The sequence below is a fragment of the Streptomyces zingiberis genome (genome assembly GCF_012034935.1).
Lineage (GTDB): Bacteria > Actinomycetota > Actinomycetes > Streptomycetales > Streptomycetaceae > Streptomyces > Streptomyces zingiberis.
Window position 1 is genome coordinate 244814 of the sequence record NZ_JAATEN010000005.1, and the last position, 18729, is coordinate 263542.

General features: G+C 74.0%; 15 protein-coding genes and 1 pseudogene. 7 read left to right on the top strand and 9 right to left on the bottom strand.

The genetic code is table 11. The features are described from left to right. Nucleotides 1-638: 638 nt before the first annotated feature. The 3 genes from HCK00_RS08890 to HCK00_RS08900 all read right to left on the bottom strand — a co-directional run bounded on the left by HCK00_RS08890 (nucleotide 639) and on the right by HCK00_RS08900 (nucleotide 4700). Nucleotides 639-1814, bottom strand: coding sequence for a hypothetical protein (locus tag HCK00_RS08890; protein ID WP_168101250.1), 1176 nt, complete (start codon nucleotides 1812-1814; stop codon nucleotides 639-641). Further along, nucleotides 1811-2449, bottom strand: coding sequence for an RNA polymerase sigma factor (locus HCK00_RS08895; RefSeq protein ID WP_168101251.1), 639 nt, complete (start codon nucleotides 2447-2449; stop codon nucleotides 1811-1813). Before HCK00_RS08895 ends, HCK00_RS08890 begins: the two co-directional genes overlap by 4 nt. Nucleotides 2450-3011: 562 nt before the next feature. Beyond that, entirely contained in the window at nucleotides 3012-4700 is a 1689-nt protein-coding gene (locus HCK00_RS08900; protein ID WP_168101365.1) for a beta-N-acetylhexosaminidase, read from the bottom strand. A 634-nt stretch (nucleotides 4701-5334) separates the two neighbouring features. Between HCK00_RS08900 and HCK00_RS28810 the strand changes: the two are divergent. The 6 genes and pseudogenes from HCK00_RS28810 to HCK00_RS08930 all read left to right on the top strand — a co-directional run. Beyond that, nucleotides 5335-5490: pseudogene (locus HCK00_RS28810) on the top strand (2-oxo-4-hydroxy-4-carboxy-5-ureidoimidazoline decarboxylase); the annotation flags it as partial. 180 nt (nucleotides 5491-5670) lie between these two features. Then, nucleotides 5671-6045 carry a 2-oxo-4-hydroxy-4-carboxy-5-ureidoimidazoline decarboxylase gene (locus HCK00_RS08910; protein WP_168101366.1) on the top strand — a complete coding sequence of 125 codons (375 nt, stop codon included), beginning with the start codon at nucleotides 5671-5673 and terminating at the stop codon, nucleotides 6043-6045. 255 nt (nucleotides 6046-6300) lie between these two features. Next, complete coding sequence (gene sdhC, locus HCK00_RS08915) at nucleotides 6301-6681, top strand: succinate dehydrogenase, cytochrome b556 subunit (RefSeq protein WP_168101252.1); 381 nt, start codon at nucleotides 6301-6303, stop codon at nucleotides 6679-6681. A gap of 5 nt (nucleotides 6682-6686) precedes the next feature. Next, on the top strand, nucleotides 6687-7163 hold the full coding sequence (locus HCK00_RS08920) for a succinate dehydrogenase hydrophobic membrane anchor subunit (protein WP_168101253.1): 477 nt from the start codon (nucleotides 6687-6689) through the stop codon (nucleotides 7161-7163). A 19-nt stretch (nucleotides 7164-7182) separates the two neighbouring features. Next, on the top strand, nucleotides 7183-8937 hold the full coding sequence (gene sdhA / locus HCK00_RS08925; RefSeq protein WP_168101254.1) for a succinate dehydrogenase flavoprotein subunit: 1755 nt from the start codon (nucleotides 7183-7185) through the stop codon (nucleotides 8935-8937). After that, nucleotides 8937-9710, top strand: coding sequence for a succinate dehydrogenase iron-sulfur subunit (locus tag HCK00_RS08930; RefSeq protein WP_168101255.1), 774 nt, complete (start codon nucleotides 8937-8939; stop codon nucleotides 9708-9710). Before sdhA ends, HCK00_RS08930 begins: the two co-directional genes overlap by 1 nt. 125 nt (nucleotides 9711-9835) lie before the next feature. Here the strand turns inward: HCK00_RS08930 and HCK00_RS08935 are convergent, their stop codons facing one another. The 3 genes from HCK00_RS08935 to HCK00_RS08945 all read right to left on the bottom strand — a co-directional run bounded on the left by HCK00_RS08935 (nucleotide 9836) and on the right by HCK00_RS08945 (nucleotide 13485). Then, a complete protein-coding gene (locus HCK00_RS08935; RefSeq protein WP_168101256.1) occupies nucleotides 9836-11395 on the bottom strand; it encodes an ABC transporter substrate-binding protein in 1560 nt (519 codons plus the stop codon). Nucleotides 11396-11617: 222 nt separating this feature from the next. Then, entirely contained in the window at nucleotides 11618-13129 is a 1512-nt protein-coding gene (locus tag HCK00_RS08940) for a metallophosphoesterase (RefSeq protein ID WP_168101257.1), read from the bottom strand. Further along, nucleotides 13126-13485 (bottom strand): SCO4848 family membrane protein, encoded by a 360-nt coding sequence (locus HCK00_RS08945; RefSeq protein WP_168101258.1) that lies wholly within the window; start codon nucleotides 13483-13485, stop codon nucleotides 13126-13128. Before HCK00_RS08945 ends, HCK00_RS08940 begins: the two co-directional genes overlap by 4 nt. Before the next feature lie 448 nt (nucleotides 13486-13933). On the opposite strand from HCK00_RS08945, the gene HCK00_RS08950 reads away from it, so the two are divergent. Next, entirely contained in the window at nucleotides 13934-15211 is a 1278-nt protein-coding gene (locus HCK00_RS08950; protein ID WP_375781939.1) for a D-alanyl-D-alanine carboxypeptidase family protein, read from the top strand. A 99-nt stretch (nucleotides 15212-15310) separates the two neighbouring features. Here the strand turns inward: HCK00_RS08950 and HCK00_RS08955 are convergent, their stop codons facing one another. The 3 genes from HCK00_RS08955 to trpS all read right to left on the bottom strand — a co-directional run bounded on the left by HCK00_RS08955 (nucleotide 15311) and on the right by trpS (nucleotide 18648). Next, nucleotides 15311-16459: a YihY/virulence factor BrkB family protein gene (locus tag HCK00_RS08955; RefSeq protein ID WP_240965382.1), complete on the bottom strand. Its 1149-nt coding sequence runs from the start codon at nucleotides 16457-16459 to the stop codon at nucleotides 15311-15313. A 201-nt stretch (nucleotides 16460-16660) separates the two neighbouring features. Beyond that, complete coding sequence (locus HCK00_RS27485) at nucleotides 16661-17239, bottom strand: 2'-5' RNA ligase family protein (protein WP_168101259.1); 579 nt, start codon at nucleotides 17237-17239, stop codon at nucleotides 16661-16663. A 395-nt stretch (nucleotides 17240-17634) separates the two neighbouring features. Continuing rightward, nucleotides 17635-18648 carry a tryptophan--tRNA ligase gene (trpS, locus tag HCK00_RS08965; protein ID WP_168101260.1) on the bottom strand — a complete coding sequence of 338 codons (1014 nt, stop codon included), beginning with the start codon at nucleotides 18646-18648 and terminating at the stop codon, nucleotides 17635-17637. Nucleotides 18649-18729 lie beyond the last annotated feature (81 nt).

Below are 18729 nucleotides of genomic sequence, written 5' to 3' on the forward strand. Positions count from 1 at the left end.
TCGAACCCCTGGCCGGACGGCCCGGCGACGGGGCACCGGCGGGCCGGCGCGGGGAGCGCGGCGGCCGGTGCGGCGCCGGGACGGAAGCCGGCGAAGCCGGTGGCGGGAGCGGGGTGCGGCCGGTGGGGGAAGCTCGGTGAAGCCGGTGGAACGGGCGCGGCGAAGCCGCCGGGAGGAGCCGGCGGACGGGTGTGTTCCGGCCCTCGGCCCGGTGGCGGGGCGGGGCCGGGACGGGGCCGGGCGGGAGCGGTGTGACAGAAAACGCGCGGTCGGCGCTGAAGGGAGTACGGGCCCGGAAGGGCCCGCCAGAGCGACGGCCGGGGTCTCTCCTGTGGGGGGTGGCGACCCCGGCCGTCCCCTGGGGCCACCGATCCTGACCTGGGCCTCAGCCCCGGCGCACCGCGGCACACCCCGGGCCGGCCCGCACCCGGCCCCTCGCCCGGCCCCTCCGCGGCCCGGGCCGCCACCCGCCCCGAGGCCCGGCCCGGAGCGGCACCGACCGGCCGCGAACCGGCCACGCCCCCCGGCCGCGAACCGACTCCCCAGACGTCCACGATCGGACGAAGGTCTCGGCGTACCGGTTGCTGACGGTGACCGCACACGGCGTCGATCAGCGCCTTCGGGCCGGTGACCGCTCGTCAGTCACCACCGTCTCCGCTCTTCCCGCCGCTGTTGGCGTTGTTTCCTCCGCTGTTGGCGTTGCTGCCGCCACTGTTCGCGTTGTTTCCCCCGCTGTTCGCGTTGTTTCCCCCGCTGTTCGCGTTGTTTCCCCCGCTGTTCGCGTTGCTGCCGCCACTGTTCGCGTTGTTCCCGCCGCTGTTCGCGTTGCTGCCGCCACTGTTCGCGTTGTTCCCACCGCTGTTCGCGTTGTTCCCGCCGCTGTTGGCGTTGTTCCCGCCGTTCCCGTTGCCGTTCCCGTTGCCGTTCCCGTTGCCGTTCCCGGCCCCGTTCCCGTTGTCCTCCCCGTCGCCGCGCTCGGCCGCCGTATCCTCGGCCACCCAGGCGCAGTAGGCCGCCACCCGGCCCGGGGCGCCCGCCGCCTCGACGAGGCGCTGCCAGGCGGGTGCGCTCAGTCCGCCCCGGACGGTGTTGGGACCCGGGGCGCCCGTGCTGCCGCCCACGGCTCCCTCGTTCGCCTCGTTCGCGGCGTCCGACTCGTTCGCCGCGTTCCCTTCCCCGTACCGGAGGCACAGCCGCTCCGTCGCCTCGGTGCGGCGCCAGACGGTGTCCTCGCCGTCCTCGCCGGCGTTCGGGCCGGTCCTCGCGCCGTTCCCGGGGGGCTCGTCGCCGGGCGTGTTCCGGCCGGGGTCCCCGGGCGCGGGCCGGACGGACTCCGAGGCGCGCGTCTCCCCGGGGCCGCGGTCCGGGCCGCCGGAGATGAACGGGACCTCCAGCACACCCGTGCCGGCCGCCGCCACGCCGCCCAGCATCACGCCGGCCAGCAGCCCGCAGACGGCCGCCTTGATCCGGTTGCCCCGCGTCAGCAGCCGGGCCGCGCCCCCCTGCCGACGGGGCCGCCAGTCGTCCCGGGGACGGGGCGTCCGCGCCGCTCCGGCGTCCGGCGTCCCGGCGGTGGTGACGGTGGTGGTGGTGGTGGCGGCGGTGCGGGCCGCGCGGAACGCGGCCACCGCGGCCTCCTCCCGCTCCCGGGCGCGTTCCGGGGCGACCGGCAGGGGCCGGGACGCGGCGGCCAGCAGCCTCCCGAGGTCCGTGCCGGGGCCGTCGTCCGTGGCACCGGACAGCTCACGGTTCAGCAGACGCTCCGCCTTCTTCCGGTTCACGGCGCTCCCGTCGGAGTATCGGTCCCCGCTCATTCCACTTCCCCCAGCGCCCGTGGGACGCGAGCCGTCACCGCGTCGCCGCCCGGGCGGGCCCGCCCGGCCAGTTCCTCGGCCAGCCGCTTCAGGCCGCGGTACGACGCGGTGCGCACCGCCCCGCTCCGCTTGCCCAGCACCCGCGCCGTGGACGGCCCGTCGAGGCCGACGACCACGCGCAGCAGCACCGCCTCCGCCTGGTCCCGCGGCAGGCCGGCGACCATGGACAGCGCCGCCTCGGTGGACAGCGTCTCCAGCGCCTCGCGTTCGGTGTCCTGCCGGCCCGGGAGTTCCAGCACGTCCTGTTCCAGCAGGCCGGTGCGGGGGCGGCTCCGCTGCCGCCGCAGGTGGTCCAGGGCACGGTGGCGGGCGATGGTCGCCGTCCAGCCGCGGAAGCCGTCCCCGTCGCCGCGGAAGCGGCCGAGGTCGCGGGCTATCTCCAGCCACGCCTCGGCGGTCACGTCCTCCGCGTCGTCCCCGACCAGGCCGCGCACATAGCCCAGCAGCCGGGGCTGCACCTCCCGGTAGAGATGGGTGAAGGCGTCCTCGTCGCCGTTCTGGGCCCGCTCGACGGCCGCTCCCAGCCCCCCGTCATCGCCCTGCCTCCCACGCCGGCGCTCCCCACGCTTGCCCACGCTGTCCTCTTCGTCCGCCTGTCACGCGTACGGGCCGCCGTACCCACCCGTACCACTGGACCGCGGGCCGGACCCCGACGCACCCGGAGGTGCCATCCTCACGCCCGCACCGCCCGGATGCCGAGCCTTCCGGCACTTCGCCGGAGGACCGGCCACTTCGCCGGGGGACCGGCGCTTCGGCCGTCCGGTGCCGGGCCCGGGCCCGCCGGTTCACGGCGGCGGGACGCGCGGGGTCCACGGTACGACGGACACCGGGAACCCCGGAGAGTGACGGAGATCATATCCGCCTCCCGGCGGGGGTGCTGTGACGATCCGGGACGGCCGCGCGCTGAAGAGGGCGCGACGCACCGGCGGTTCGGGCACGGTGCGACGGGCATGCCGGTCCGTCCCTCGCAGGGGAAGGGGCGGACCGGCGGCCGCCCCTCCCGCGCGCGGCCCCACCGCTTCCCCCGCCGCCACCGCTCCCCCGTCTCCCCTCGCACCGGCACCACCGGTGGTACCGGCACCACGACCCTCACCGGCGCGTCCCGGCGGCGACTCCGGCCGGGGCACCGGTCCCGCGTCACCCGCCCTGACCACCGGTCCCGGCGGCCTTCGCCTGATCCGTCTTCTCGGCGAGCTGCTGGAACTCCGCCCAGCTCCGCGAGGGCTTCCGCGGGTCCCACACCTTCTGGGCGAGCGCCCGCAACGGCATCCGGATACCCCGCGCGACCTGCGCCTCGGTCTGCGCCCCGGCGAGGTCGCACCAGACGGCGAACCGGCCGCCGAGCACCCGGTCCGGCCCGGCGAGCTTCGCGGGGACGGGCTCCGTGCCCCGCAGGACGGCCGGGGTCCAGCTCGCGTAGATGCGCTCGCCGGTCGGGTACGTGAACTGGTTCGGCTCGCCGAGCACGTAGTAGAGGTACTCGTCGTTGACGTTGACCACCTTGCGGCCCTCGCGGAGGTACTCCTGCGGTGGCCGGGCGCCGATCTCCTTGCCGGTCCAGTACTCCACCTCGATGTCCTCGTCCGGCTTGACCGAACCGCCGTTGAAGAAACCGTCGTTCCACGCCTTGGGCCGCTTGTCCGCCTTCCGCACCACCTCGGCGCGGTCGTTGAGCCAGGCGGTCGCCAGATCCTGGATCTTCCCGTCGGCGCCGTACTCACGGCGGGCCTCGGCCGCCAGCCCCGGGTAGGAGGCCTCCGGGTCCCTCGCCATCAGGGCCGGGTACTCGTCCGCGCCGATGTGGAACCAGCGGCCGGGGAACACCCCGGAGTATTCGCGCAGCAGTTCGTCGATGAGCTTCGCGGACGCGGGCTTGGCGATGTCGATCGCGCCCCGCACGGGCTGCCCCTGGGCGTTGCGCAGTTGCAGGTCGGGGTTGGCGCGGAGGACGGCCCCGAGGTGGCCGGGCGAGTCGATCTCGGGAATGACGGTGACGTGCAGGCGGTCGGCGAGATCGAGGATGCGCCGCAGCTGCTTCTTGGTGAGGTGCTGCTCCGAGACGATGTCGGGGTGGGTCTCGCTCTCGATGCGGAACCCCTGGTCGTCGGAGAAGTGGAGGCCGAGCTGGTTGTACTTCAGGTCGGCGATCTCCCGGATCCGGTCCTCGATCCAGCCCGCGCTGAAGTGCTTGCGCGCGATGTCGAGCATGAGCCCGCGCTGCGCCCGGTCCGGCCGGTCCTGGACGGTGCCCTCGGGGAAGGCGGAGCCCGCCCGCAGGACCTGGAGGACGGTGCGCGTGCCGTAGAAGACGCCGGCGTCGGCGGAGCCGGTGATCCGGACCTGACCGTTGCCGGTGGTGATGCGGTACGCCTCGGCCCCGCCCGTCTGGTCCGGTTCGATGGCGAGTTCGAGATCGCCCTGGCGGGCGGGGCCCTTGGCGTGGGGGATGTCCAGCTCCGCGGCGACGGTTCGGGCCTCGTCGGCGAGCGGGCCGTCCGGATCGGCGACGACCCGGCTGTCACTCCCGGGCCGCCAGCCGGGGCCCCGGGCGCTCTCGAAGTCCCGGACGGCGGGGATGGTGAGCGGCGGGGAGGACGGCGGGTAGGAGCGGGTGGGCGTGGTCGGCGGGGACTCGGCCTCGGACGAGCTCCCGGTGCAGGCCGTCGCGGCGAACAGCACCGCCGCGGCGGCCGCGGCGGCGCGCAGGGGCAGCCACCGCGGAGACCGGGCGGGTCCGGTGCCGGAGGGCGGGAGGCTCCGCCGGGCGGGGGACACGGACGCGGACGGGGCGCCGGACGGACGGCCGGGCGAGGCCCCCGGGGACACGGCCCGGGAGGAGCCGGACGGGGCGCCGCGCCCGGCGCCGGGCCGGGAACCGGGCGGGAAGCCCCGGGAGGAACCCCGCGAGAGAAACGGCACGGTCAAGGGAAGCCTCCTTGCTCACCCGGGTTCACCCGGGTCCACCCGGGCTGTTCACCCACGTCACCCGCGACGGTAGGACCCCGCACGCGCTTTCCCCTCCACCCCACGCGCGAACCCGCCCCGATCGGCGGGGAATCCCCCGGAGGGCGGTCCCGCCACAGTGGCGGCGAGCGGCTGCGGACACCGCCGGCGACGGCGCATCCGCGCAGGCCGGGGCCGCGCGGGCGGCGAGGGAGCGCCCGGGGGACGGGGAGCGGAGCAGCGCGGCCCGGGGCCGTGGCCGGGCACCCGGTGGAGCTGTCAAAGCCGCGTCAAAATCCCTGTCCGCCGGGTGAAATTCGCGCATCTGTGGCATGGGGGTCGTCACCGACCGCTACGGTTGCGCTTCGTCCCAGTACTTTCACCGTGTGTGCACGGCGCCTCCCGATCAGGCGCCCCATACGTATCCGTCACCCCGACCGGGGGACCGACCGAGGAGTCCACCGTCTCCGGCCTCGACCACTTCAACAGCCAGCCGTCCGGCGCCGCGGAGGAGGCCCTGCTCTCCTGCTGCGGCAGCCGCCGGTGGGCCCGGCGGCTCGCCGGTCACCGGCCGTACCCGGATCTCGACGCCCTGCTCGCCGCGGCCGACGAGGCGAGCTACGACCTCACCCCGGCCGACCTCGCCGAGGCACTCGCCCGGGAACCGGTCCCGGAGTCGCCGGACCCGGAGACCGGCACCGGCACCGGCACGGCAGCGGGCCGCTCCGGGTCCCGCGCCCCCGGACCCGGCTCCCCGGGGCCCACCACCCCCGGCTTCACCGCTCCCGGAACGGACCGCCCGCCCGTCCCACCCCGGCCGGCGGGGCCGGCCGCGTCGCCCGGCGCGGCGGGGCTGCCGACGCTGCCGCTGCCGCGGAGCCGCGCCGGAGAGCGGGGGCGGACGGCCCTCGCCGGCTCCCGTGAGGGCCAGGGCCCGGTGCGGACCGACCCCGTCGTCCGGCGCAGGCCGGGGGCGCGGGCCGCGCACACCGCGCTGCGTGCCGCGCACGCCGCCTACGAGAGCCGCTTCGGGCACGGTTTCGTCATCTGCCTCGACGGTGTGGACCCGGCGGAGTCGCTCGATCACGTGCTGGCGGGACTGCGCACCCGGCTCGGCCACGAGCCGGAGAAGGAGCGGCTGGTGGCGGCGGAGGAACTGCGCCGGCTGAGCCTCGGCCGGCTGGCCCGTCTGGTGTGCGGGGGCGGCCTCTCCCCCGCGGGCCCGTGACCGGCTCCGGCCCACCGGAGCCCGCGCCGCGGCGGGGCCCTCGCGGGGTCCCCGCCGGGTCACGGAGGCCGGGGCGGGCCCGCGAAGCGCGCCGGACCTAGCCCGTACGTGCCTGTTTGATCACACCTGAGCCCCCCGTGGGAGTGATCCGGTCCGGCGTCGCTACGATGGCCGGGGCCGGTGGACCGTACCCGGCCTGGGCCATACCGACATCGGAGCCGGCAGGCCCCAGTCCCGCTTCCGGAGGGTAAGTCCGTGCCGGCTGGAACGCTGTACCGCGGCCGGGAAGGCATGTGGAGCTGGGTGGCTCACCGAGTCACCGGCGTCCTCATCTTCTTCTTCCTGTTCGTCCATGTGCTCGACACCTCGCTCGTCCGGGTCTCCCCCGAGGCGTACGACGCGGTGGTCGCCACCTACAAGAACCCCCTCGTGGCACTGATGGAGTACGGCCTCGTCGCCGCCATCCTCTTCCACGCCCTCAACGGCCTGCGCGTCGTCGCCGTGGACTTCTGGTCCAAGGGGGCCCGCTACCAGAAGCAGATGCTCTGGACGGTCATGGCCATCTGGGTGGTGCTGATGGCCGGGGCGCTGTACCCCGTCCTCGGCCACGCCGCGAGCGAAGTCTTCGGGAGCTGAGAGCCATGGCCACCACCGACAGCGCGTCCGTCGAGCTGACCGGTTCCTCCGCCGGCCACAGCGTGGACAACCCGGCCCCGGTCATCGAGCCGCCCCGCGCCCGGTCCCCCCGGACGCCGCGCTCCGCCCGGAGCAACTTCGAGATGCAGGGCTGGCTGTTCATGCGGCTCTCCGGCATCCTCCTGACCGTCCTCGTCATCGGCCACCTCGTGCTCCAGCTCGTGCTGGACGGCGGGGTGCAGAAGATCAACTTCGCCTTCGTGGCCGGTCGCTGGGCCTCCCCGTTCTGGCAGGTCTGGGACCTGCTGATGCTGTGGCTGGCGATGCTGCACGGCGCGAACGGCCTGCGGACGGTGATCAACGACTACGCCGAGCGGGACGGCACGCGCTTCTGGCTGAAGACGCTGCTGTGGACCGCCACGGTGTTCACCATCCTGCTGGGCACGCTGGTGATCTTCACCTTCGACCCGAACATCCGCTAGAGCCGGGGCTGACGAGACCATGAAGATCCACAAGTACGACACCGTCATCGTCGGCGCCGGCGGCGCGGGCATGCGCGCGGCGATCGAGTCGACCAAGCGCAGCCGGACCGCGGTCCTGACGAAGCTCTACCCGACCCGCTCCCACACCGGCGCCGCGCAGGGCGGCATGGCCGCCGCCCTCGCCAACGTCGAGGAGGACAACTGGGAGTGGCACACCTTCGACACGGTCAAGGGCGGTGACTACCTGGTCGACCAGGACGCCGCCGAGATCCTCGCGAAGGAGGCCATCGACGCGGTCCTCGACCTGGAGAAGATGGGCCTGCCGTTCAACCGCACCCCGGGCGGCACCATCGACCAGCGCCGCTTCGGCGGCCACAGCCGCAACCACGGCGAGGCCCCGGTCCGCCGGTCCTGCTACGCCGCGGACCGCACCGGCCACATGATCCTCCAGACGCTCTACCAGGCGTGCATCAAGGAGGGCGTGGAGTTCTACAACGAGTTCTACGTCCTGGACCTGCTGCTCAACGACGCGGACGGGGTCAAGCGCACCGCCGGCGTCGTCGCCTACGAGCTGGCCACCGGCGAGATCCACGTCTTCCAGGCCAAGGCCGTGATCTTCGCCTCGGGCGGCACCGGCAAGTTCTACAAGGTGTCCTCCAACGCGCACACGCTCACCGGTGACGGCCAGGCCGCCGCGCTCCGCCGCGGTCTGCCGCTGGAGGACATGGAGTTCTTCCAGTTCCACCCGACGGGCATCTGGCGCATGGGCATCCTGCTCACCGAGGGCGCCCGCGGCGAGGGCGGCATCCTCCGCAACAAGGACGGCGAGCGCTTCATGGAGAAGTACGCGCCCGTCATGAAGGACCTCGCCTCGCGTGACGTCGTCTCCCGCTCGATCTACACCGAGATCCGCGAGGGGCGCGGCTGCGGCCCCGACGGCGACCACGTCTTCCTGGACCTGACGCACCTGCCGCCGGAGCAGCTCGACGCCAAGCTGCCGGACATCACCGAGTTCGCGCGGACGTACCTGGGCATCGAGCCGTACACGGACCCGATCCCGATCCAGCCGACCGCGCACTACGCCATGGGCGGCATCCCGACCAACGTCCAGGGCGAGGTGCTGGCGGACAACACCACCGTCGTGCCGGGCCTGTACGCGGCGGGCGAGGTGGCCTGCGTGTCGGTGCACGGCGCCAACCGGCTGGGCACCAACTCGCTGCTGGACATCAACGTCTTCGGCCGGCGCGCGGGCATCGCCGCCGCCGAGTACGCGGCGGCGAGCGACTTCGTCGAGCTGCCCGAGGACCCGGCCGCCCTGGTCACCGGTGAGGTCGAGCGGATGCGGGACGCCACCGGCAGTGAGCGCGTCACCGAGATCCGCAAGGCGCTCCAGGAGACCATGGACGCCAACGTCATGGTGTTCCGCACCGAGCAGACCCTGAAGACCGCGGTCGAGGAGATCCGGGCGCTGCGCGAGCGCTACCGGAACGTCTCGGTCCAGGACAAGGGCAAGCGGTTCAACACGGACCTGCTGGAGGCCCTGGAACTGGGCAACCTGCTCGAACTGGCCGAGGTGACGGCCGTGTCCGCGCTGGCCCGCAAGGAGTCCCGCGGCGGTCACTACCGCGAGGACTTCCCCAACCGCGACGACGTCAACTTCATGCGGCACACCATGGCGTACCGCGAGGTGGGCGAGGACGGCACCGAGTCGGTCCGGCTCGACTACAAGCCGGTCGTCACGACCCGCTACCAGCCGATGGAGCGTAAGTACTGATGAGCACCGCAACGCTCGACAAGAACGAGCCGCAGGACGCGCCGGCGGGAGCGACCGCCACCGAGCTGATCACCGTCACCTTCCGGATCCGCCGGTTCAACCCGGAGGTCTCCGCCGAGGTCACCTGGCAGGACTTCGCGCTGGAGATCGACCCGAAGGAGCGGGTGCTCGACGCCCTCCACAAGATCAAGTGGGATCTCGACGGCACGCTGACCTTCCGGCGCTCCTGCGCGCACGGCATCTGCGGTTCGGACGCCATGCGCATCAACGGCCGCAACCGGCTGGCCTGCAAGACGCTGATCAAGGACATCAACCCCGACAAGCCGATCACGGTGGAGCCCATCAAGGGCCTGGCGGTCCTGAAGGACCTCGTGGTCGACATGGAGCCGTTCTTCCAGGCGTACCGGGACGTGATGCCGTTCCTGGTCACCAAGGGGAACGAGCCGACCCGCGAGCGGCTCCAGAGCCCCGAGGACCGCGAGCGGTTCGACGACACCACCAAGTGCATCCTGTGCGCCGCGTGCACCTCGTCCTGCCCGGTCTTCTGGAACGACGGGCAGTACTTCGGCCCGCAGGCCATCGTGGGCGCGCACCGCTTCATCTTCGACTCCCGCGACGAGGGCGGTGAGCAGCGGCTGGAGGTCCTCAACTCCAAGGAGGGCGTCTGGCGCTGCCGCACCACCTTCAACTGCACCGAGGCGTGCCCGCGGGGCATCGAGGTGACGAAGGCGATCCAGGAGGTCAAGCGGGCGCTGATCACGCGCCGCTACTGAGACCCCGCACCGCTCTCACCCACGGAGCCCGGTACATACCGTCGATCGGTATGTACCGGGCTCCGTGGGTGGTGCATCGCGTGTCGTGGTGGGGTGCCGCGGTGAGGTGCCGCGGGCGCGGGCGGTCAGATCCGGCTCAGTTCCCAGAGCCGCCAGGTGCCGCGGCCGTCCGTCAGGTACTGGGCGCCGGCGATCCCGTCGGTGGAGAGCACGTGGTCCTTCCGCTCCCAGAGCGGGAGCAGCGGGACGTCTTCGGCGACGATCTCCTGGATGGCCCGGAACTCCTCGGCGGCGTCGCGGCGGTCGGTGGTGCGCTGCGTGGAGCGGATGAGACGGTCGACCCGGCTGTCGCGGTAGGCGTTGTGGAAGGCCGAGTTGGCTCCGACGACGGGGGCCGTGAAGGTCTCCGGGTCGGGGAAGTCGGCGATCCAGCCGATGCAGAAGGCGTCATAGGCGCCGTCGGCGTAGCCCCGCTGGAACGCGTCCCAGTCGTACCGTTCCACCTCCACCTCGAACAGCCCCGTCGCCTCCAGCTGCCGGGCGAGTTCCCGGGCCTCGGCGTCGGTGGCGGTGCCCTGCGAGTAGGCGATGCCGAAGGAGACCGGGGTCTCGACGCCGGCGTCCTCCAGGAGGTCACGGGCGCGGGCCCGGTCCGGCTTGGGGTCGTTCTCGAAGTAGGAGGTGGTGTGGCCGTTGACCCCGGTCGGGATGAGCGAGTAGAGCGGGGTGACGGTGCGCTTGTGGACGTCCCGCGCGACGGCCTGGCGGTCGACGACGGCGGCGATCGCCCGGCGCACGGCGGGTTCGGCGAGCGGCGAGTCCTGGCGGAGGTTGAACACCAGGGAGCGGGTGGCGTACGCGGTGGACTCCGCCACGTTGACGTCGCGGGCCGCCGACTCGACCGCGTCGGTCAGCGCCCGGGGCGGCAGGCTCCGGCCGACGACGTCCACCTCGCGCTTCTCCCAGGCGGTCCGCAGCGCGTCGGGGGTTCCGTAGTACCGCACGGTGACCCGGCCGCCGAGGTCCGGGACGGCGCCGTCGTAGCCGGAGTTGGGCACCAGCCGCGCCTCCCGGCCGGGGGACCAGCTCTCGACGCGGTACGGGCCCGAGCCGTTGACGTCCCCGTCCTCGCGGAGCCGGTCGGGCGGGTACGACCGCGGGTCGACGATCGAGCCGGCGCCGGTGGCTATCTTGAACGGGAAGGTGGCGTCGGGCACGCGCAGCGCGAAGACGACGGTGTCGCCCTCGGCCCGCACCTCGTCCAGCGTGTCCAGCAGGGGGCCCGGGCCCTGCGCGCTGTCGATCCGGCGGACACGGTCGAAGGAGAACTTGACCGCCTCCGCGGTGAGTTCGGCCCCGTCGGAGAACTTCAGCCCCGGGCGCAGTTCGCAGGTGTACTCCAGGAGCTGGGCGTCGGTGAAGGCGCAGTCACGGGCGGCGTCGGGGACAGGCTCCTCCTTGGCGCGCCCGAAGGTGAGCAGCGACTGGTAGAGGTTGGCGTAGACGGCCCAGGAGCCGGCGTCGTAGGCGCCGGCCGGGTCGAGCGTGGTGACCGTGTCCGTGGTGCCGACCACGATGGGGCGGCCGCCCCGCTCGTAGGTCTCCAGCAGCCGGATGCCGGCCACCCCGACCGTGACGAACACGGCGATGACGATCGCCACGGTCCGGACCTGGAACCACTGCACGGCTGCCCCCTCCCACCGCCCGCGTCTGCGCACACCGGTGGAAGGGGCGCTGCCGGCAGCGCCACCCGTCCGGTGATCTGCCTCACTTAAACACAGGGCGCAGTCGGCGCATAGCCGTGTGCACCCAGCTGTTTTCAGCCGTTCGGCGGATCAAACGCGTCGGTCGGGTTTAGTCGGCGACAGTCGAGAATGGTCACAAATGATCAGGCGGCGCGGGGTGGTTCAGGCGTCGCGTGAGGCCAGGGTGACCACCGTGATGTCCGATTCCGCACCCACCCGCACCGGCGGGCCCCAGGCCCCGGCGCCCCGTGACACGTAGAGCTGGGTGTCCCCGTACCGCTCCAGCCCCGCGACGGTCGGGTTGGCGAGGGCCGCGAGGTACTCGCCCGGCCAGAGCTGGCCGCCGTGGGTGTGGCCGGAGAGCTGGAGGTCCACCCCGTGCCGTACCGCCTCGTCGATCAGCACCGGCTGGTGGGCGAGGAGCACCGACGCGCGCGCCGTGTCCCGGTCGCCCAGCGCCCGGCCGAAGTCCGGGCCCTGCGCGCCCGGCTCGGTCTCGGCCGCCAGGTCGTTGACGCCGGCCAGATCGAAGCCGGGCAGCTCGACGCGCTCGTTCTCCAGCGGCCGCACCCCGAGCTCCCGCACGTGGTCCACCCACTGGCCCGCCCCGGAGAAGTACTCGTGGTTGCCGGTGACGAAGAACGAGCCGTCGCGGGCGCGCAGATCGGCCAGGGGCTCCGCGGCCGGTCCGAGGTCCGCGACGTCCCCGTCCACGAGGTCGCCGACGATGGCCACCAGGTCCGGCTGGGTGCGGTTGACGGTCTCCACGACCCGCCGGGCGTGCGCACGGCCCAGCACCGGCCCGAGGTGGACGTCGCTCACCACGGCTATCCGGTAACCGTGCGCGGCCCGCGGCAGCTTGGCCAGCGGCACCGTGACCCGCTTGACCGCGGGGCCGTCCAGCACGCCGCGCGCGCCGTTGCCCACCGTGCCCAGCGCCACCGCGGAGGCCGCCACGGCCACCGTACGGGCCACGAACAGCCGGCGGGACGGTCCGGCGGGACGGTCCGCGCCCGGCCCGGGGGTGGCGGGCGCGGGCCCCTCGGTGGGGGTGGAGGGGCCGGCGTGGCCGGCGTCCCCGCCGGGTTCGCCGTGCGGTGTGCCGGGCCCGGTGCCGGTGCCGGTGCCGGAGGCGGTCCGCGCGGTGGCGGTGGCGGTGGCGGAGGGACCGGCGGCGGAGTGCGAGGTGGCGGACTCCTCCGGCACGGTGGCACCGCCACGGACGGCGGCCGTGGCCGGGGTGGCCCCGTCCTGGGCCGTCCCGTCCCGGGTGGTCCCGTCCCGGGCCGTCTCGTCCCGGGTGGTCCCGCTCGCGGCGGGCGGGTTCGGGGCCGGGGCCGCGCCGGCCCGGCGCGCGTCCCGGGCGGCGAGCAGCCGCAGCAGCACCGGGCGGACGGCCTCGCCGGCCAGCAGCGCCAGGGTCAGGTAGAGCACCACGGCCAGCCAGAGATACCCGGGCCAGGCCAGCACCTGTTCCACCGCGAACGGCGCTCCCAGCCGGCCGCTGAGCTGTGACCCGAGGGTGGTCAGCGGCAGCGCGAAGGCCATGACCGTGCCGACACGCCGGCCCAGGCTGCCCGGCGCGGTGGTGTCGCGCACGATCCGGCGCCACAGGTACCAGTGGACGAGGCCCAGCACCCCGAGTATCAGCGCGAACACCAGAACGACGATCACGATCGCCCTCCGTCGGCTTCCGCCCCGTTCCCGGAGACCTCCGCGGCCCCCGGGCCGCCGGCCGCCGCCCGGCGCACCGCCCGCCAGGCCCGGACCCCGCGCAGCCCCACCAGCCCGACGGCGGTCCCCAGCAGGAAGGAGGCGACGGCGAGCAGCAGGTGCACCCAGAAGTACGCGGTCGGCTCCCCCGCGTCGTCGAAGGCCAGCCCGCTGCCGTTGCCCCAGAGGTTCTTGACGAAGGTGATCCAGATGACCCAGCTCCACACGCCGAAGGCGAGCAGGAACCAGGACGTCCGGGGGCCCAGCACCGGAGGCCGGGGAACGGTGGCCGGAGGGTCCACTGCGGTACGCGACATGCGGTCCAGTATCACCGCACGCCACACCACCCACCCGCGCGGGTCGGCGCGGCGCCGGGCGCGTCCGCCCCCGCGCGCGGGTCCGCGCGCACTCCCGGCCATGCCCGCTCCGCCCGCCGGGATGCCCTCCCGCCTGTCCGCGCCTCCATCCGACGGCGGGCCGGGGACGCGCGCCGCCGCTCGGGGCACGGCCCCGCTCCCAGGCCGTCCCCCGCCGTCCCGACGGCATCCGGGCCGCACCCGGGTCGCCGGCCGCCCCGTGCGGCGGTACGGGCGCCGGGCGCACGGACGGCGCGGCCCGGCCGCGCCCGTCCCGTGGCCACCGTGGCGCAACTCGGCCGTATCGGAGTGCCGTTCGCTCCCGGGACGCGGTACTTTCACCGTCGTGCCTGTTTCGCCACCGGCCGTACCGGCCGCCCGTACCGTCCCGCCCCGGCGGGGACGTCTCATATCGGCCGTACCGGCCCTCCTCGCCGCCCTGCTGCTCTCCCCCGTCCTCGCGGGGCCCGCGCACGCCGCGGACCGGGACGACGGGAAGGAGAAGGCGCCGAAACCCCCCGCCCGGATGTCCACGGTGGGCGGTGACCGGCTCGGCCGGCCCGGCACCCAGGCCGACCCGGGCCCGGACGCCCCCGGCCTGCCGAAGAAGCTGACCGCACGCGCCTGGATCGTGGCCGACGCCGAGTCGGGCGACGTGCTCGCCGCGCACAACGCCCACTGGCGGCTCCCGCCCGCGTCCACCCTGAAGATGCTCTTCGCGGACACCGTGCTGCCCGCGTTCGACCCGGAGCAGGAGCACAAGGCGCTCCGCTCGGAGCTGGAGAGCGTCGGCCCGGGCAGCAGCGCGGTGGGCGTCAAGGAGGACCTCACCTACACCGTGCGGGACCTGTGGCTCGGGGTCTTCCTCCGCTCCGGCAACGACGCGGTGCACGTGCTGTCCGCGATGAACGGGGGCATCGACAAGACCGTCCGGGAGATGCAGAAGCACGCCAAGGAGCTCAACGCCCTGGACACCACCGTCGTCAGCCCCGACGGGTACGACGCCCCGGGCCAGGTCAGCAGCGCCTACGACCTGACGCTGTTCGCCCGCTCCGGGCTGCAGAACCCGGACTTCCGCGACTACTCCTCGACGCTCACCGCCGACTTCCCCGGCGAGTGGAAGAAGGACAAGAAGACCGGGAAGAAGAAGCGGACCACCTTCGCGATCCAGAACACCGACCGGCTGCTCACCGGCGACTACGACCTCCCCGCGTACGAGGGCCTCGCCGGGATCAAGAACGGCTACACCTCCCAGGCCGGCTACACCTTCACCGGAGTCGCGCAGCGCGGTGAGCGGAAGCTGCTGGTCACCGTGATGAACCCGGAGTCGGAGAAGCACAACGCGGTCTACCGGGAGGCGGCGAAGCTGCTGGACTGGGGCTTCGCCGCGGCCGGGAAGACGGAGCCGGTCGGCACCCTGGTCCCGCCCCGGAGCGCGGAGACGCCCGGTCACGGAGAGGCGGGCGGCAGCAGCGGCGAGAACGGCCAGGACGGCAAGAACACAGCTGGTGACGGAGCGGCCACCGCGGGTTCCGGCGGCGAGGCGGCCGGCCGGGAATCCGGCGGCGGGCTGGGGACCGTGCTGGGCCTCACGGCCGGGCTGCTGGTGGTACTGGCCGCGGCGGGGCTGCTGCTGCACCGCCGCTGGCCGCTGCCGGAGCTGGTGAGGCAGCGGCCGGAGGACTGACGACCGCCGTCCCGGGCCGGCACCACGGGCTCCACGGCCCCGCGCCGCGCTCACGCCGCGGTCCCACCGCGGTCCTGAGGCCCGGCGGCGCGCCGGGCCTCAGGGCCGGACCGCCGGAGGTGCCGGCCGCGGCGCCGCGGCTGCCGCGTCACCGGCGGCGGCCGCCGGGGACGGTGGCGCCGGGGACGCCGGGGGTGCCGGAGCGGGTACGGCGGCACCCGGAGCACGCGCGGCGACCGCCGTCCCGCCGCCCGCGGCGGCCGGCGGGGCCGCGACGGGCGCGGGTTCCGGCACGGGTTCCGTCGCGGGTTCCGTAACAAGTTCCGTAGCGGTGACGGACGCGCCGGCGGGCGGTTCACCCGGCAGCGACTCGGGCGGGGCGCCCGCTCCGGCGGCTTCCCGCGGGCCCTCGGTCGCCGTCCAGGCGGCACAGAAGAGCAGCAGCCGGGCCATGAGGTTGATCCAGATCAGCAGGGCCACCGGCACGCCGAAGGCGCCGTAGACGCTCTTCCCGGCCACCCCCTGGAGATAGCCGCTGAGGCCCAGCTTGAGCAGTTCGAAGCCGACGGCGCCGATGAGACCCGCGAAGAGCACGGCCCGGCGGCCGGGGCGCACCCGCGGCAGCCCGGTCAGCAGGTAGGAGAGGATCAGGAAGTCCGCGAGGACACCGATGGCGAGCCCGGCGAGGAGGAGCAGCACCCGGCCCACGCCGCCCTCGTCGAGCCCCAGCCGGTCGGCGGCCCAGCCCACCGCGCTGCTCGCGAAGGCGGAGCCGCCCGCGGCGCAGAGGCCCAGCGCGGCCAGGCCCAGCAGCACCACGCCGTCCTTCAGCCGCAGCAGCACCGGGTTGCCCGGATCCTCCTCCTTGCGCCAGACGGCGCGCAGGCACTCGCGGAGCGAGCCGACCCAGAGGGTGCCGGTGACCAGCAACAGCGTGCCGGAGACCAGGCCGACGGTCCCGGCATCGGTGACGAGGCGGGAGAGGCCGAGCCCCTCGGCGGAGAGCGGCACCTGCTCGGCGAGCTGCCGCTCCAGCTCGCGCACCTGCGCCGGGCCGAGCAGCGCGGCGGTGATCGTGACGCCCAGGCTGATCAGCGGGAAGACGGCGACGAAGCTGAAGAAGCTGACAGCGGCGGCGAGCCGGTCCCAGTGCACCTCCCCGAGCCGCCGGAACGCCCGGCCTGCGTGGGTACGCAGCAGCCGCGTGACGGCGGGGCCCACGACGGGGAGCTTCCTCAGCCGGTTCATGTCGGTCCTCCACCCAGGTCCCGGGGGAGCGAGCGCCCCGGGTCACCGCCTCTTCTCCTCCTGCTTCTCCCCCGCATCGCGGCTCGGAAGCGCAGCTCAGCGGTGCGGCCCGGCAACGGGCGCAGGGGTGGGGCCCGGTTCCCCCCGGTGGTGCCGGAGCGGGCCCCCGCGCCGGCGCGGGCCCCCGCGCCGGCGCGGCCGTCAGAAGCGGGGCAGGGAGGCGGCCGGCGCGGGCCGGGCCGGGCAGCCGGGATCCGGGGCGTCCTGGCCGAACGGGTATTCGTTCAGCATCCGCCACTGCCCGTCGGCCGCCTGCTCGTAGAGGGCGAAGCCGGGAGCCGTCCAGGCGGCCGTGTAGTCGGCCAGCTCCACCATCGCCCGGTCCATCGACTCCTCCGAGGTGCCGTGGGCGACGGTCACATGCGGGTGGTACGGGAAGAGCAGCTCCCGGGCCACGGGGCCGGAACGCACCCGTTCCTGGAGCTCGGCGCAGTCCGGGACGCCCTCGACCAGCTTGACGAAGACCACCGGCGAGACCGGCCGGAAGGTCCCGGTGCCGTCCAGGCGCACCGGGAAGGGACGGCCATCCGCCGCCACCTCCGCGAGATGGCGCCGGAAGTCCGGCAGCAGGGCGACGTCGACCTCCGTGGGCGGCAGCAGCGTGACGTGCGTGCGGATGTGGTACGCGGCGGTGTCCCCGAAGCCCGCGCGCCGCTCCTGGAGCTGGCTGCCGTACGGCTCCGGGACCGCGAGCGAAACGCCGAGCGTCACGGTCCCCACGTCGTTCTCCTCTGCTGCAGTCGGTGGCTCGGTCCCGCCGGCCCGGCCGGTCCCGTCGGTGCTGTCGACCCGTTCTGGTGATCCGGACGTGCCCGCCTCCTCGGTGTGCCCTGGGGTGGTGCTCCTGCGGTGGTGCTCCTGTGGTGGGTGGGCCGGCGCCGGGCGGTGCCGGTACCGCTCCCGGTACCTCCCGGCGGTTCGGTCCCTGCGGTGTCCTGTCGGTGTTTCCGGTGTTTCCGGTGTTCCGGTGTTCCGGTGTTGCCGGTGTTCTGTCGCGCTGCTGTGTGTGGTCCGGTGCGTGTTCTCCGTGCGTGTACCTGTGGTACGTACGCCGGGCGGATCCCGCTCCCGGCGGGCCCGGCCCGTGTCCGGCGGACGGGGTCCGGGCCCCGCGGTCAGTGCTTGGCGGTCAGGAAACCCACCCGCTCGTAGACGAGGGCGAGGGTCTCGGCCGCGACGGCCCGGGCCTTCTCGGCGCCCTGGGCCAGGATCGAGTTCAGCGTTCCCGGGTCGTCCAGATATTCCCGGGTCCGGTCGCGGAAGGGCGTCACCCAGTCGAGCAGCACGTCGGCCAGGTCCGTCTTCAGCGCGCCGTACCCCTTGCCCTCGTAACGCTGTTCCAGCTCGGCGACGGTGGTGTCGGCGAGGGAGGCGTAGATGGTGAGGAGGTTGCTGATGCCGGGCTTCTTCTCCTCGTCGTAGCGGATCACCGTGTCGGTGTCGGTGACCGCGCTCCGGATCTTCTTGGCGGAGCTGCGCGGCTCGTCCAGCAGGTTGACGATGCCCTTGGGTGTGGAGGCGGACTTGCTCATCTTGACCGACGGGTCCTGAAGGTCGGTGATCCGGGCCGTCTCCGGGACGATGAAGGCGTCGGGCACCGTGAACGTCTCGCCGTAGCGGGCGTTGAAGCGCTCGGCGAGGACGCGGGTCAGCTCCAGGTGCTGCCGCTGGTCACCGCCGACGGGCACGGCGTCGGACCGGTAGAGCAGGATGTCGGCGGCCATCAGCACCGGATAGGTGAAGAGGCCCACCGTGGTGCGGTCGGCGCCCTGCTTGACGGACTTGTCCTTGAACTGCGTCATCCGGGACGCCTCGCCGAAGCCGGTGAGGCAGTTGAGCACCCAGGCGAGCTGGGCGTGCTCGGGGACGTGGCTCTGGATGAAGACGGTGCAGCGCTCCGGGTCGAGCCCGGCGGCGAGGAGCTGCGCCGCCGCGATCCGGGCGTTGGCGCGGAGGGCCTCCGCGTCCTGCACGACGGTCAGCGCGTGCAGGTCCACCACCATGTAGAAGGCGTCGTGGGTCTCCTGCTGGGCCACCCACTGCCGGACCGCGCCCAGGTAGTTCCCCAGGTGGAACGAACCGGAGGTGGGCTGGATACCGGAGAGCACACGAGGTCGATCAAGGGCCATGGCTCCATTGTCTCAGGTGTGCGGGCGCTCCCGACCCCCCGATTCCGGAACCCGTCGGGGGGGATGTGCGCGCAATGCGTG

What these genes read in the sequence shown, in the direction of transcription:
- sdhA (WP_168101254.1), top strand. Translation starts at nt 7,183, where the DNA reads ATGAAGATCCACAAGTACGACACCGTCATCGTCGGCGCCGGCGGCGCG.
- trpS (WP_168101260.1), bottom strand. Translation starts at nt 18,648, where the DNA reads ATGGCCCTTGATCGACCTCGTGTGCTCTCCGGTATCCAGCCCACCTCC.
- HCK00_RS08890 (WP_168101250.1), bottom strand. Translation starts at nt 1,814, where the DNA reads ATGAGCGGGGACCGATACTCCGACGGGAGCGCCGTGAACCGGAAGAAG.
- HCK00_RS08930 (WP_168101255.1), top strand. Translation starts at nt 8,937, where the DNA reads ATGAGCACCGCAACGCTCGACAAGAACGAGCCGCAGGACGCGCCGGCG.
- HCK00_RS08920 (WP_168101253.1), top strand. Translation starts at nt 6,687, where the DNA reads ATGGCCACCACCGACAGCGCGTCCGTCGAGCTGACCGGTTCCTCCGCC.
- HCK00_RS08955 (WP_240965382.1), bottom strand. Translation starts at nt 16,459, where the DNA reads ATGAACCGGCTGAGGAAGCTCCCCGTCGTGGGCCCCGCCGTCACGCGG.
- HCK00_RS08945 (WP_168101258.1), bottom strand. Translation starts at nt 13,485, where the DNA reads ATGTCGCGTACCGCAGTGGACCCTCCGGCCACCGTTCCCCGGCCTCCG.